This window comes from Luteimonas sp. 9C (assembly GCF_902506295.1).
Taxonomy (GTDB): domain Bacteria; phylum Pseudomonadota; class Gammaproteobacteria; order Xanthomonadales; family Xanthomonadaceae; genus Luteimonas.
In genome coordinates this window covers 124,009-137,391 of record NZ_LR733313.1, presented here as the reverse complement: position 1 = coordinate 137,391, position 13,383 = coordinate 124,009, and the positions used below count along the sequence as shown (strand labels likewise).

General features: G+C 68.0%; 13 protein-coding genes. 3 read left to right on the top strand and 10 right to left on the bottom strand.

From position 1 onward, the window contains the following. Positions 1–5 precede the first annotated feature (5 nt). The 4 genes from hflD to CURTO8I2_RS13635 are packed head-to-tail and all read right to left on the bottom strand — an operon-like array spanning position 6 to position 2,729. Positions 6–590, bottom strand: a complete 585-nt coding sequence (gene hflD, locus CURTO8I2_RS13650; protein WP_159681805.1) for a high frequency lysogenization protein HflD — start codon at positions 588–590, stop codon at positions 6–8. Continuing rightward, the gene (gene mnmA / locus CURTO8I2_RS13645; RefSeq protein WP_159681804.1) at positions 590–1,711 is read right to left on the bottom strand and encodes a tRNA 2-thiouridine(34) synthase MnmA; all 1,122 of its coding nucleotides are present in this window, start codon (positions 1,709–1,711) and stop codon (positions 590–592) included. Before mnmA ends, hflD begins: the two co-directional genes overlap by 1 nt. Further along, a complete protein-coding gene (locus CURTO8I2_RS13640) occupies positions 1,708–2,190 on the bottom strand; it encodes an NUDIX hydrolase (RefSeq protein ID WP_159681803.1) in 483 nt (160 codons plus the stop codon). Before CURTO8I2_RS13640 ends, mnmA begins: the two co-directional genes overlap by 4 nt. After that, positions 2,190–2,729 carry a hypothetical protein gene (locus CURTO8I2_RS13635; protein ID WP_159681802.1) on the bottom strand — a complete coding sequence of 180 codons (540 nt, stop codon included), beginning with the start codon at positions 2,727–2,729 and terminating at the stop codon, positions 2,190–2,192. The genes CURTO8I2_RS13640 and CURTO8I2_RS13635 overlap by 1 nt, the downstream gene beginning before the upstream one ends. A gap of 86 nt (positions 2,730–2,815) precedes the next feature. Between CURTO8I2_RS13635 and clpS the strand changes: the two genes are divergently transcribed. Together clpS and clpA are read left to right on the top strand one after the other, a co-directional pair. Beyond that, positions 2,816–3,148: an ATP-dependent Clp protease adapter ClpS gene (gene clpS / locus CURTO8I2_RS13630; RefSeq protein ID WP_159681801.1), complete on the top strand. Its 333-nt coding sequence runs from the start codon at positions 2,816–2,818 to the stop codon at positions 3,146–3,148. 78 nt (positions 3,149–3,226) lie between these two features. Further along, complete coding sequence (clpA, locus tag CURTO8I2_RS13625) at positions 3,227–5,512, top strand: ATP-dependent Clp protease ATP-binding subunit ClpA (RefSeq protein ID WP_159681800.1); 2,286 nt, start codon at positions 3,227–3,229, stop codon at positions 5,510–5,512. 152 nt (positions 5,513–5,664) lie between these two features. Here the strand turns inward: clpA and CURTO8I2_RS13620 are convergent, their stop codons facing one another. The 6 genes from CURTO8I2_RS13620 to trxB all read right to left on the bottom strand — a co-directional run bounded on the left by CURTO8I2_RS13620 (position 5,665) and on the right by trxB (position 12,151). Further along, the gene (locus CURTO8I2_RS13620; protein WP_236551163.1) at positions 5,665–7,530 is read right to left on the bottom strand and encodes a DUF885 domain-containing protein; all 1,866 of its coding nucleotides are present in this window, start codon (positions 7,528–7,530) and stop codon (positions 5,665–5,667) included. 135 nt (positions 7,531–7,665) lie between these two features. Then, positions 7,666–7,884, bottom strand: coding sequence for a translation initiation factor IF-1 (gene infA, locus CURTO8I2_RS13615; protein ID WP_055248081.1), 219 nt, complete (start codon positions 7,882–7,884; stop codon positions 7,666–7,668). 110 nt (positions 7,885–7,994) lie between these two features. Beyond that, on the bottom strand, positions 7,995–8,738 hold the full coding sequence (gene aat / locus CURTO8I2_RS13610; protein ID WP_159681798.1) for a leucyl/phenylalanyl-tRNA--protein transferase: 744 nt from the start codon (positions 8,736–8,738) through the stop codon (positions 7,995–7,997). Beyond that, the gene (locus tag CURTO8I2_RS13605) at positions 8,735–9,862 is read right to left on the bottom strand and encodes a GNAT family N-acetyltransferase (protein WP_159681797.1); all 1,128 of its coding nucleotides are present in this window, start codon (positions 9,860–9,862) and stop codon (positions 8,735–8,737) included. The genes aat and CURTO8I2_RS13605 overlap by 4 nt, the downstream gene beginning before the upstream one ends. Continuing rightward, positions 9,859–11,136, bottom strand: coding sequence for a DUF2254 domain-containing protein (locus CURTO8I2_RS13600; RefSeq protein WP_236551162.1), 1,278 nt, complete (start codon positions 11,134–11,136; stop codon positions 9,859–9,861). The genes CURTO8I2_RS13605 and CURTO8I2_RS13600 overlap by 4 nt, the downstream gene beginning before the upstream one ends. A gap of 49 nt (positions 11,137–11,185) precedes the next feature. Beyond that, positions 11,186–12,151 (bottom strand): thioredoxin-disulfide reductase, encoded by a 966-nt coding sequence (gene trxB, locus CURTO8I2_RS13595; RefSeq protein WP_159681796.1) that lies wholly within the window; start codon positions 12,149–12,151, stop codon positions 11,186–11,188. A 154-nt stretch (positions 12,152–12,305) separates the two neighbouring features. Here trxB and CURTO8I2_RS13590 point away from each other — a divergent pair, with 154 nt between their 5' ends. Then, positions 12,306–13,373: an alanine dehydrogenase gene (locus tag CURTO8I2_RS13590; protein WP_159681795.1), complete on the top strand. Its 1,068-nt coding sequence runs from the start codon at positions 12,306–12,308 to the stop codon at positions 13,371–13,373. Positions 13,374–13,383: the final 10 nt, after the last annotated feature.

Here is a 13,383-nt window from a genome sequence, read left to right as displayed (position 1 = left end):
GCGGATCAGATCACCTTGAGCATCTGCTGCCGGCGCAGCAGGAAATCCCACAGGCTGCCGCCCATCTGCCGCCACAACACCGCCGAACGCAGCGAGGCGAGCAGCACCGCGCGGATTTCGGCGACGACGTGCGCCTGCCCGAGGTAGTGCGGATTGCCCTGGACCATCACCTTCGGCCGCAGGTGGCTGACGGTGTCGGCGTAGAGCGCGCCGAGCGCCGCGATGACTTCCGGGTGGGTATGCCCCAGTTCTTCGGCCTTGGGCTTGATGTCGAGGATGCCGTGGTGGACCTCGCCGCTGACGGCGCTGTCCTGCATGAAACGGCGTTCGAGCTGCACGACCGCGAGGCCGAGCTTGGGCAGCAACGGGTCGCTGCCCTGGTTGCCGAAATAGTCACGCAGCAGCATCAAGCCGGGCACGACCGCATCGCGGCCGCCGTAGACGTCGGCGGGCGAAGTGGCGTCGATGCGGAACACGCTGTCGAGCGCGGTGGAGAGCACAGCGGCGTCGGCCTGGCCGGTCTCGGCGATGCGACGGACCTGCTTGAGCGCCTGCGCCATGCCGGCCAGCGCGAGTACGCGCTGCTCCATCATGCCGCCACCCCGCGTGCGCGCTGATCGAGCGGCGCGTCGGTGGACGCGATGACCGCGCCGCCCAGGCACACCTCGCCGTCGTAGAGCACCACGGACTGTCCGGGCGTGACCGCACGCTGGGGGCGGTCGAACCGCACGTCGAGCTGGCCGGTGTTCGCGTCGATGGTCACTTCGCAGATTTCCTCGTGTTGCCGGTAACGGGTCTGGGCGGTGCAGCGGAAGCGCTGGGCCGGCGGATCGCCGGCGATCCAGTGTGCGGGTTCGCTGGTCAGATGCGACGACAGCAGATACGGCGTGTCGGCGCCCTGGGCGACGAAGAGCACATTGTCGCCCACATCCTTGCCCACCACATACCAGGGCGCGGCGTCGAAACCGCGCACACCGCCGATCTGCAGGCCTTCGCGCTGACCGAGGGTGAAATAGAAGACGCCCGGATGCGTTCCCACGCGATGGCCGTCCGGCGTGCGCATGTCGCCTTCGCGGGCGGGCAGGTACTGGCCCAGGAAACTGCGGAAGTCGCGTTCGCCGATGAAGCAGATGCCGGTCGAGTCCTTCTTCTCCGCGGTCGGCAGGCCGGCGGCACGGGCAAGGGCGCGGACATCGGTCTTGGGCAGTTCGCCGAGCGGGAATACGGTGGCGGCGAGTTGCGTCTGGCCGAGCTGGTGCAGGAAATAGCTCTGGTCCTTGTTGCGATCGCGCGCGCGCAGCAGGCGCCAGCGGCCGCCTTCGCAGTCGACGCGGGCGTAGTGGCCGGTCGCGATCTTCGCCGCGCCCAGATCGTGGGCCGCATCGAGAAAATGCTTGAACTTGATCTCGCGATTGCACAGCACGTCGGGGTTGGGCGTGCGGCCGGCGGCGTACTCGGCGATGAAGTGCTCGAACACGCCGGCCCAGTACTCGCCCGAAAAATCACGGAAGTGGATCGGCACACCCAGACGGCCGGAGACGGCCACCGCATCCCGGCGGTCGTCCTCGGCCCGGCAGTCGCCGCTGCCGTCTTCGGCCCAGTTCTGCATGAACAGTCCGGCCAGCGGCGTGCCGGCGTCGCGCAGCAGCAGCGCGGCGACTGACGAATCCACGCCGCCGGACATGCCGACGATGACCTCCGGGACGCTCACGGAATCTGGCGCACGGCCGACAACGGGAAGCGCTGGCCGGCGAGGCAATCGGCGACGACCTGCCAGACCAGCGGACTGCGATGGCGCGCCGACTCGGCCTGCAGCTGCGCCGGCGTGAACCAGGTGGCACTCACGATGCCGTCGTCGAGCGTGCGCGCCGGATCGTGCGCCAGCGGGCGCGCCGCAAACGCGAAGCGCAGGAAGTGCCGGCCGTCGGCATCACCCGGTCGCGGCGCGGACTTCCACAGATAGCTGCCGATGAAGCCGGTCAGCTCGACCGTCCAGCCCGATTCCTCGAGCGTCTCGCGCACAGCGGCGTGCAGCAATGATTCGTCCGGCTCCAGATGCCCGGCAGGCTGGTTGATCACCAGGCGCCCCTCGATGCGCTCCTCGATGCACAGCACGCGGCCGCCATCCATGACCACGGTCGCGACGGTGACGTCCGGCTGCCAGAAACGCGGATCGGCGGACATCGCCATCACATCGCGTCCTCGCCGGTGAGCTGCAGTTCCATGTCGTCCGCGAGCTCGGCCGCGACTTCGAGCGCCTGCTCGAAGCGCGCCCCGTCCGCATCATCATGCAGCTTGATCACGTAGAACAGTGTGTCGCCGGCGATCTCCCAGCTGCCCAGCACATTGCGCTGGCTGTCGCGCATCAGCATGTCGGCCTGTGCGGCGCTGAAACCGCCCTGGGGCACCGGCGCGGCGGGCGAGAACACCTCGCGGACCGCGCTGTCGCCCAAGACATGGGCGGTGCCGGCGACGAATGCGAGCTGGCTGCGGTCTTCCTGCTGCCAGGCGAAGACCACCCGGTAATCGCCGTCCGCATCGCGCTCGTAGCGCACGCCCTGCGCATCCAGCCGCTGCGCCAGCGTGTCCTGTGTGTCGGGCAGGAGCCCGGCCACAGGCGGCAGCGCACCGGCCACGTCATTTGCCGCTGCGGCGGACGGCGGCAGCGCGAGCAGACAGGCGAGCGGCACCAGCAGCGATGCCCGTGGAAAGCGACGGTCGTGATGCATCGAGGCACCGGGTCGGGGGAATGCCGGCCATTCTGACGACCGGGCCCGGGGGCGTCCATCCGCGACGCGGCCGGTATAATCGGCCCATGAGTCGCCGACACGAACACGAATACCACCAGGATCGCGATCACGGCACCGCCGTGGCGCCCGGTCGCCCGGAAGTCGCGCCGCCACCGCTGTACTCGGTGCTGCTGCTCAACGACGACTACACGCCGATGGACTTCGTGGTGGAGATCCTGGTGCGGTTCTTCGCACTCGATCTCGAGCGCGCGACCCAGGTCATGCTGCATGTCCACACCCGCGGACGCGGCGTGTGCGGCATCTACAGCCGCGAGGTCGCGGAGTCGAAGGTCGCGCAGGTGAACGAATACGCACGCCTCAATCTGCACCCCTTGCTCTGCACGATGGAAAAGGCCTAATAGGTTCACGGGGGCAGGGTTTGTTTGCCGCAATCGGGCCCCATCTAGGGTGTCAGTGAAGCCGGAGGCGACCGCCCCATGTTCAGCAAAGATCTCGAGTTCACCATCGGCCAGTGCTACAAGCGCGCCCGCGAGGCCCGGGACGAGTACATGACGGTCGAGCACCTGCTGCTGTCGCTGCTCGAAAACCCGTCCGCCGAGGCCGTGCTCAAAGCCACCGGCGCCGACTTCGAGCGCCTGCGCGGCGACCTCGAGCAGGCCATATTGACCTCGGTCACCAAACTGTCGGAAGACGACACGCGCGACACCCAGCCCACGCTCGGGTTCCAGCGGGTGCTGCAGCGCGCGGTCTATCACGTGCAGTCCTCGGGCAAGCAGGAAGTCACGGGCGCGAACGTGCTGGTTGCGATCTTCGGCGAGAAGGATTCGCACGCGGTCTACTACCTCAACCAGCAGGACGTGACCCGGCTGGACGTGGTCAATTACCTCTCGCATGGGATCGCCAAGACCGGCGGCGAGGACGCCGACAGTGCCCACGAGGATCCGGCGCAGACCAAGGCCGAGGGCGCCGAAGGCGAAGGCAAGGGCGACGCGCTGGCCGAGTTCGCCAGCGACCTCAACCAGGCCGCCGAGGAGGGTCGGATCGACCCGCTGGTCGGGCGCGCCGACGAGGTCGAGCGCACGATCCAGGTCCTGTGCCGCCGCCGCAAGAACAACCCGCTCTACGTGGGCGAGGCCGGCGTGGGCAAGACCGCGATCGCCGAGGGGCTGGCCAAGCGCATCGTCGACGGCGAGGTGCCGGAGGTGCTGGCCGATGCGACGATCTACTCGCTCGACCTCGGTGCGCTGGTCGCCGGCACCAAGTATCGCGGGGATTTCGAGAAGCGTCTGAAGGCGGTGCTGACCGCGATCAAGAAGCATCCCGGCGCGATCCTCTTCATCGACGAGATCCACACCATCATCGGCGCCGGTTCGGCGTCGGGCGGCACGATGGATGCGTCGAACCTGATCAAGCCGGCGCTGGCGTCGGGCGAGCTGCGATGCATCGGCTCGACCACATTCCAGGAATACCGCGGCATCTTCGAAAAGGACCGTGCGCTCGCGCGTCGCTTCCAGAAGATCGACATCGTCGAGCCGACGGTCAGCGAGACCTACCAGATCCTGCAGGGCCTCAAGCCACGCTACGAGGCGCACCACGACGTGACCTACGCCGACGAGGCGTTGCAGGCCGCCGTGGACCTGTCGGTCAAGCACATCGCCGACCGCCTGCTGCCCGACAAGGCCATCGACGTCATCGACGAAGCCGGCGCCCGCCAGCGCCTGCTGCCCGAAGGCGTGCGCAAGGCGCTGATCGACGTCGAGGAAGTGGAAACCATCGTCGCCAAGATGGCGCGCATTCCGGCCAAGCAGGTCAGCGCGACCGACAAGGACGTGCTCGAGCATCTGGAGCGCAACCTGAAGATGGTGATCTTCGGGCAGGATCCGGCGATCGAGATGCTGACCTCGGCGATCAAGCTGTCGCGCTCGGGCCTCGGCAGTCCGGACAAGCCGATCGGCAATTTCCTGTTCGCCGGCCCGACGGGTGTCGGCAAGACCGAGGTCACGCGCCAGCTCGCGCTGCAGCTCGGCATCGAGCTGGTGCGCTTCGACATGTCCGAATACATGGAGTCGCATTCGGTGAGCCGCCTGATCGGCGCGCCGCCGGGTTACGTCGGTTTCGACCAGGGCGGTCTGCTGACCGAGAAGATCGTCAAGACGCCGCACTGCGTGCTGCTGCTCGACGAGGTCGAGAAGGCGCATCCGGACATTTTCAACATCCTGTTGCAGGTCATGGATCGCGGCGTGCTGACCGACACCAACGGCCGCGAGGCGAACTTCCGCAACGTGATCCTGGTGATGACGACCAACGCAGGCGCCACCCAGGCGGCGCGTCGTTCGATCGGCTTCACCAAGCAGGACCACAGCACGGACGCGATGGAGGTGATCCGCAAGAGCTTCACGCCGGAATTCCGCAATCGCCTCGATGCGGTGGTGCAGTTCCAGTCGCTGGGCTTCGAGCACATCCTGCGCGTGGTGGACAAGTTCATGATCGAGCTGGAGGCCCAGCTGCACGAGAAGAACGTCTCGCTGTCGGCCACGCCGGCGGCGCGCGACTGGCTCGCCCAGCACGGCTTCGATCCGCAGATGGGCGCACGTCCGATGTCGCGCGTGATCCAGGACAAGGTCAAGCGCCGCCTGGCGGACGAACTGCTGTTCGGCAAGCTGTCGAACGGCGGCCGGGTGTCCATCGATGTCCAGGACGGCGAGCTGACCGTCGAGACCTGGGCCGAGCCGGAGCGTCTGCTGACCGCATCGGTCGACTGATCGCGAGCGTGTCGCGTGGAACGAGGAAGGCGCCCGAGGGCGCCTTCTTTTTTGCATTGCGACGCGATGCGATGGCGACGGCCAGTCCCGCAGCCGTCGCCCGTGCGCAGACGGCCACGCCAGGGGCGTCGCGTGCGGTCGCGCGAGGGCGATCAGCGCGCCGAGGCGTCCACCCAGGCATCGACGCGACGTTCCAGCAGATCCAGCGGCAGGGCGCCACCGCCCAGCACCGCATCGTGGAAACCGCGCACGTCGAAGCGGTCGCCGAGCCGCGCTTCCGCGTCCCGTCGCAGTTCCTGGATGCGGATCATGCCGATCTTGTAGGCGGTCGCCTGGCCGGGCCATGCCAGATACCGCTGCACTTCCGAGCGGATCGTCGCTTCGGGAAAGCCGCTGTTGTCGTTGAAATAATCGACCGCCTGCTGCTCGGTCCAGCCCTTGGCATGCATCCCGGTATCGACGACGAGGCGGATCGCGCGCCACAGCTCCGAGCTCAGCTGTCCGTAACGCGAATAAGGGTCGGCGTACGTGCCCGGAATCTCCTTGGCCTGCCATTCCGAATACAGGCCCCAGCCTTCCGAATACGCGGTGGTCCGGTACTGGGTGCGGAACTGCGGCAGGCCGGTGAGTTCCTGCGCGATCGCGATCTGCATGTGATGCCCGGGCAGACCTTCGTGATAGGCGATGACTTCCAGTTCCGGCTTCGGCATGGCATTCATGTCGGACAGATGCGCGTAGTAGATACCGGGCCGTGAGCCGTCCGGGCTGCTCGGGAAATAATGCTGCGCCGCGCCGGGTTCTTCGCGGAACGATTCGACGCGGCGCACGACCAGATCGGCCTTCGGCAGCAGGCCGTAGAACTGCGGCAGCTGCTTTTTGATGTTGTCGAGTAGGCGCGTCGATGTGTCGAGATACGCCTGACGCCCGGCGTCGGTGTTCGGGAACTTGAACTGCGGATCGGTCGCAATGAAGCGGAAGAAGGCCTGCAGATCACCGTCGAAGCCGACCTCGGCCTTGATCGCTTCCAGATCCTTGTGGATGCGGGCGACATCCTGCAGGCCGATGTCATGCACCTGCTCGGGCGTCAGGTCGGTGCTGGTGTTGCGGCGCAGCTGCGAGGCGTAATACGTCTTGCCGTTGGACTGCGTGGTGCCGACGCCGGCGGGATTCTCCGGCGCGTTGCCGATGTCGCCCGCGTGCCACGCGATCACGCGCTGGTAGGCGGGACCGACGGATTCGAGCAGTGCCGCGCGGGCCTGTGTCTTCAGCGCGTCGGCCTGCGCGGCATCGATCGTGCCGGCCTCGCGCAACGCGTCGGCCTTCTCGACCAGGTCGGCCCACAGCGCGGTGTCGTCGCCGTCGCTGAAGGGCGCGCCGGTGATCACGTTGCGCGACTGTGTGATGACGCCGGTGTAGGCGAACTTCGGCGCGCGCATACCGGCGTCCGCGCTGGCCTGCGCATGTCCGAGCAGGGTGTCGAACATGGTCGGCAGCGCGCGCAGACGGGCGATGTAGGCGAGGTAGTCGGCTTCGGTGTCGACCTTGTGGAAGTTGATCAGCAGCGTCGGCAGCATCGCCTGCGGCCCCATCATCTGGGTGAAGGCGTAACCGTTGCGGCGGTACTCGAACTGCTCGGCCGCTTCACGCGCCTGCTGCGCCCACAGCTCGTAGGACAACCTGCCTTCCAGATCGAGCGCGTCGGCGTCGAAGCTGCGCTCCATCTCGGCGACGCTGGCGCGCTGCCAGGCCAGCTGTTTTTCCACCGCGGCATCGGACACATCATCGAGCTGGTCGTACAGTTCCTTGCGGCCTAGGAACGTCAGTCCGATCGGGCTGAAGCGCAGCGAGGTTTCGTATTGCCGGTCGAGCCAGGCATTGAGACGCGCGGTCTCGGCCGTCGGCGGTGCCTGGGTCATCGCCGTCGGCGCGACGCCCGGGGTGGGCGCGGGCTGCGCATGGGCGGGCAGGGCCAAGGCCAGCGCAAGGGCGAGCGTGGTGACAGCAGGCAGTCGGGGCATCGGAGGCATCCGTTCGGTCGTGTGGACCGAGCCTACCGCTTGCGACGCCGTGTGCGCATGCGCACCGGGCGGATGACCTGCCGGACACGACGAAGGCGGCCATGGCCGCCTTCGGAAGAGGGTGCTGCGCCGCGATTACTTCATGCGGTAGGTGATGCGGCCCTTGGTCAGATCGTAGGGCGTCATCTCCACCTTGACCCGGTCGCCGGTCAGGATGCGGATGTAGTTCTTGCGCATGCGTCCGGAGATGTGCGCAATGATTTCGTGGCCGTTCTCGAGCTTCACCCGGAACATTGTGTTCGGGAGGGTCTCGGAGACCGCGCCTTCGAACTCGATGACGTCGTCTTTCGCCATGCGTCTGGAATATCCGTTGTCTGAGGGATGCGGCGCGCAGATGTGGCGCCAGCAAAGCGGGGTATTGTCGCACGCGGCGAGGGGCGATGCAAAACGCGCGGCGGGGGAATTCAGTCCGGGGCGCCGAGGCGCGCAGCGGGACTGTCCCCGAACGCGGCCGTCCAGCGGCCCTCTACCGGCGCCGGATCGTCGACCAGCCGCCTGGCCGTTTCGATGAACCGTTCACGCGGCCAGTGGTCGGCGCCCAGGGCGACGAGATGCGGGTTGCCCACCTGGGCATCGATCAGGGGCATGTTCCAGTGGCGCATCTGCCGCGCGAGCGCGAAAAGCGCGGCCTTCGACGCGCCGCTGCGGGCGCTGAACATGCTTTCGCCGAAGAACATCCGGCCGAGAGCCACGCCGTAGATGCCGCCGACCAGCGCATCGCCGTCGAACACTTCGACGCTGTGGGCGGAGCCTGCGGCGTGCAGCGCGGTGTAGGCATCCCGCATGGCGTCCGTGATCCAGGTGCCGTCCTGTCCGGGCCGCGGCGCCTGCGCGCAAGCGGTCACCACATCGGCAAAGGCGGTATCGGCACGCAGCGTCCAGCCGCTGCCTCGCAAGGCGCGTGCGAGGCGCCGGTTGGGCCGCAGGTCCGCGGTCTCGAACACGGCGCGGGGATCCGGCGACCACCACAGGATCGGCTGGCCCTCGGAGAACCAGGGAAACACGCCGTGACGGTAGGCGTTGCGCAGTCGCAGTACCGACAGGTCCCCTCCGAACGCCAGCAGGCCGTCGGGGCGGCGCAGTGCGCGGTCGACAGGCGGAAATGGCGCGTCGGGTTCGACGCCGAGGCGCGGCAGATGCAGGCTCACGGTGTCGCGGGTTTGAAGGGGCTGCTGGCCGCCAGCGTCGCGGCATACCCGCGGATCGACTGCGCTTCCTGCGCGCACCACTCGCGCAACGCACGCCGGAATTCCGGATCGGCGATCCAGTGGCGGCTGTGCACCAGGGTCGGCAGGAACCCGCGCGCGAGCTTGTGTTCGCCCTGCGCGCCGGGTTCGAAGCGACGCAGGCCCATGCGCAGGCAGTAGTCGATGCCCTGGTAGTAGCAGGTCTCGAAATGCAGGCCGGGCAGGGTGGCGATCGCGCCCCAGTAGCGGCCGTAGAGCGTGTCGCCGTCGCGCAGGCACAAGGCGCCGGCGACCGGGACGTCGCCGAGATCGGCCAGCACCAGCACCAGCTGGCGCGGCATCGTGGCGGCGAGATGGCGCAGGAAGTCCAGCGTCAGCGCGGGCGAATTGCCGTACTCGGCGAAGGTCTGCAGGTAGAAGCGGTGCATCGTCGCGAGATCGTCGTCGCTGGCCTCGTCACCGTGCACGACGCGGAAGCTCACGCCGGCGCGCGCGACCCGGGCGCGCTCCTGGCGGATGTTCTTGCGGTGCTTGTGGTCCATCGCGGCGAGATAGTCGTCGAACGTCGACCAGTCGCCCGGATTGCGCCAGTGGTACTGCACGTCGATGCGCGGCAGCCAGTCGGCATCGAAGGCCGCCGCCTCGGACTCGGTGTGGAAGTTGACGTGGGCCGACGACCAGCCCGCATCGCCGGTCGCACGCTCCAGGGCGATGCGCAGCGCCTGCCGCGAGCGGGCGTCGGTCGCGAGCAGCCGCGGCCCGGTCACCGGCGAGTAGGGCGACGCCACCAGCAGCTTGGGAAAGTAGTCGTGGCCGTAGCGTGCGTAGGCATGTGCCCATGCATGGTCGAACACGAATTCGCCGTGCGAATTGGTCTTGCGGTAGCCGGGCGCCGCGGCGACCAGCCGGTCCCCGTCCCACAGGGTCAGATGATGCGGGGACCAGCCCCACTCCGCGCGCAGGCAGCCGTGCCGCTCCAGTCCCGAGAGGAACGCGTGGCTGACGAATGGATTGCCGTCGTGCAGCGCATCCCAGTCGGCTGCGGACACGTCCGACAGCTGCGCCAGCACACGCGAACGGGTCATCCGCCGCGTCCGTCGACGCTGTCGCCCGCCTCGATGACCGTGCGTCGCAGCAGCTCGCGATCGGGTTCGAACTCCAGGGCGCCCATGGCCCGCGCCAGCGCCAGGCCGGCATGGTGGCGTGCGGACGCCGCGAAGACAGGGTTGCCGCACGCCGCGATCGCCGACAGGCTCTTCTGCATGCGGATTCCGATCTCCACCAGACCCGCGCCGTCCCGCGCGATGGTCGGGTAGAGATCGCCGAACACGTCGGCGATCTCGATCGGCGGCACGAACACCCGGGCATGCCGGACCTCGATGGCGCCGGCCGGCGGTGCACGCCGTGCCCAGTCGCACAGCAGCCGCGTGGCGGTGCCCATGATGTCGATCGCGGTGCCGGCGTCGTTGACGCTGGGCGACAGGGCGCGACTGCCGATCTCGGCCAGCACGACGAAGCCGTAGCGCGGATCCTGCTCGAAGCTGCGCTGGTCGCTGATGGTGAACGCTTCGCACAGGCGCGACCGGACGTCCTTCGTTTCGGGCAGTCCACGCGAGGCGAGCAGCGCGCGGCCCGGCGAAGCGAACGCGCCGGGCAACGCATGCACGTGGATCTCGCCCGCGTGCTCCGCCGCGATCGTCGCCAGCAGTTCGACGTCGATGTGTTCGACGTAACCGATCTCCCGCGACTCGAACACCGTCGCATCCACCGGCGCGCCGGGCGAGGGCGCGGCGCCGAGATAGGGGTCTTCGGTGTAGCGCTGCACCGCGCGGCGGGTGACGCCTTCGACCAGATCGATCGTCTCGCCCAGCCGGCCGAAGCTCGACAGCTGCTCGATCCAGCGCAACAGGGTCAGGGTGATCAGCACGATGACCAGCACGGTCGCTGCGAACAGCACCACGCGGCCACTGTCGCCGTAGATGCCGGTGCTCAGCGCGATCAGTCCGACCACCGAAAACAGGAACGCGCCGATGAAGGTCGCCAGCGCACCCTGCGCGGAACTATCGGCGATCAGCAGGCGCGTCGCGCGGGGCGTCGCACTGGTGGAGGCCGAGCTGTAGGCCGAGACCATCGTCGACAGAGAGAACGTAGTCACCGCCAGCATCGAGGTCGCGAGAATGCCGAGCAGGTTGCCGACCGAGTCGGCGCCGATGCGTCCGGCCAGCGACTCGGGAATCCAGGTCTTGACCAGGGCGCCGACCAGCGCGGTGACGATCGCCAGCCCGCAGTAGATCGTCGCGCGCACCCACATGCGCCGCAGCTCGCGGCGCAGGATCAACTTCAACTGGGCCAGCGTCACGCGCGGCGCCCCGCGTGCGGTGCGGCAACGCCTGCGCCGGACATCGGGATCAGCCCTGCTGGTCGAGGAAGCGTTCGGCGTCGAGCGCGGCCATGCAGCCGAAGCCGGCCGAGGTGATCGCCTGGCGGTAGTGCTGGTCGGTCACGTCGCCCGCGGCGAACACGCCGGGCACGTTGGTCGAGGTCGCATTGCCGTCGATGCCCGAGCGGATCTCGAGGTAGCCGTTGTTCATCGCCAGCTGGCCTTCGAACAGCGTGGTGTTGGGCGTGTGGCCGATCGCGACGAAGAAGCCGTGCACGGCGATCTCGCGGGTGCTGTCGTCCTGCACGGACTTCAGACGCAGGCCGGTCACGCCGGCCTCGTTGCCGAGCACCTCGTCGACGGTGTGGTGCCAGACCGGCACGATCTTGCCCGCCTGGATCTTCGCGTTGAGCTTGTCCTGCATGATCTTCTCGGCGCGCAGCGTGTCGCGGCGATGGACCAGGTAGACGGTCTTGGCGATGTTCGACAGATACAGCGCTTCCTCGACCGCGGTGTTGCCACCGCCCACCACCGCCACGTCCTGGTCCTTGTAGAAGAACCCGTCACAGGTGGCGCAGGCGGACACGCCGCGGCCCTTGTACGCCTCTTCCGAGGGCAGGCCGAGGTACTTCGCGGTCGCGCCGGTGGCGATGATGATCGCGTCGGCCGTGTACTCGCCGCTGTCGCCCTTGAGGCGGAACGGGCGCTGCGACAGATCCGCGGTGTGGATGTGGTCGAAGATGGTCTCGGTGTCGAAGCGTTCGGCATGCGCCTGCATCCGCGCCATCAGGTCCGGACCCATCAGCCCGTGCGCATCGCCCGGCCAGTTGTCGACCTCGGTGGTCGTCATCAGCTGGCCGCCCATCTGCATGCCGGTGATGACCACCGGCTTGAGGTTGGCGCGGGCGGCGTAGACGGCGGCGGTCCAGCCGGCGGGGCCGGATCCCAGGATCAGCAGACGCAGGTGGCGGGGGCTGGTATTCGGAACGCTCATGTATACTCGCGGGCTACGGCACTGCGGCCTGACGTGACCCATAGCTTGGCGGTGCGCCCCCCGCAAAACAAGGTTCGGTCACGTCAGCCGAACGAAACAATCCATCCGCGACACGCCGCCGAAAGCGGCGTTTTTTTGTGCAGGAGTCGGCGACATGCGTATCGGTATTCCGAGTGAGACCAAGACCCTCGAAGGCCGCGTGGCCCTGGTGCCGGAAGCGGCAGGCGATCTGGTCAACCGTGGCCACGAAGTGTGGGTGCAGCAGGGCGCTGGCCTGAAGTCGGGCTTCAGCGACGAGGCCTACACCCGTCTGGGCGTGAAGATCGCGCCGGACGCGGCCGCGCTGTACGAAAAGGGCGAGCTGATCGTCAAGGTCAAGGAGCCGATCGAGGGCGACCTCGCGCTGCTGCGCAAGGACCACCTGCTGTTCTGCTATCTGCACCTGGCGCCGCTGCCGGAGCTGACCAAGCGCCTGCTCGACATCGGCCTGACCGGCGTTGCCTTCGAAACCGTCGAACTGGACAACGGCGAACTGCCGCTGCTGGCGCCGATGTCGGTGATCGCCGGCAAGATCGCCGTGCAGATCGGCACGCATTACCTGCACCAGCCGCTCGGCGGCAAGGGCAAGCTGCTCGGTGGCCTGCCGTCGACCGAGCGCGGCAAGGTGGTGGTATTCGGCGCCGGTGTGGCCGGCGGTGCGTCGGCGGCGCTGGCCGCGGCCGGCGGCGCCAACGTCGTCGTGTTCGAGAAGCGCCAGGACCGCATGGAACAGATGATGCGACTGGGCAACAACGTCACCGCGCTGTATCCCTACGACGACGTCGTCGCCCGCGAAGTCGCTTCGGCGGACCTGGTCATCGGCGCGGTGCTGGTGACCGGCGCGGTCGCGCCGCACGTCGTCACCCGCGAGATGATCAAGTCGATGGAGGACGGCAGCGTGCTCGTCGACATCTCGATCGACCAGGGCGGCTGCTTCGAGACCTCGCGTGGCACGACCTGGAAGGAGCCGGTCTACGTGGAGGAGGGCGTGACCCACTTCTGCGTGACCAACATGCCCGGCGCCGTGCCGCAGACCTCGTCGCAGGCCATCTGCGCGGCGATTCTGCCGTGGGTCAACAAGCTGGCGTCGGGCCAGTGGCGCGACAATCAGGCGCTGGTCCGTGGCATCAATGTCGAAGGCGGCAAGCTCGTGCATCCTGCGCTGCAGGGCATGAAACTTTGACGTAAGATCA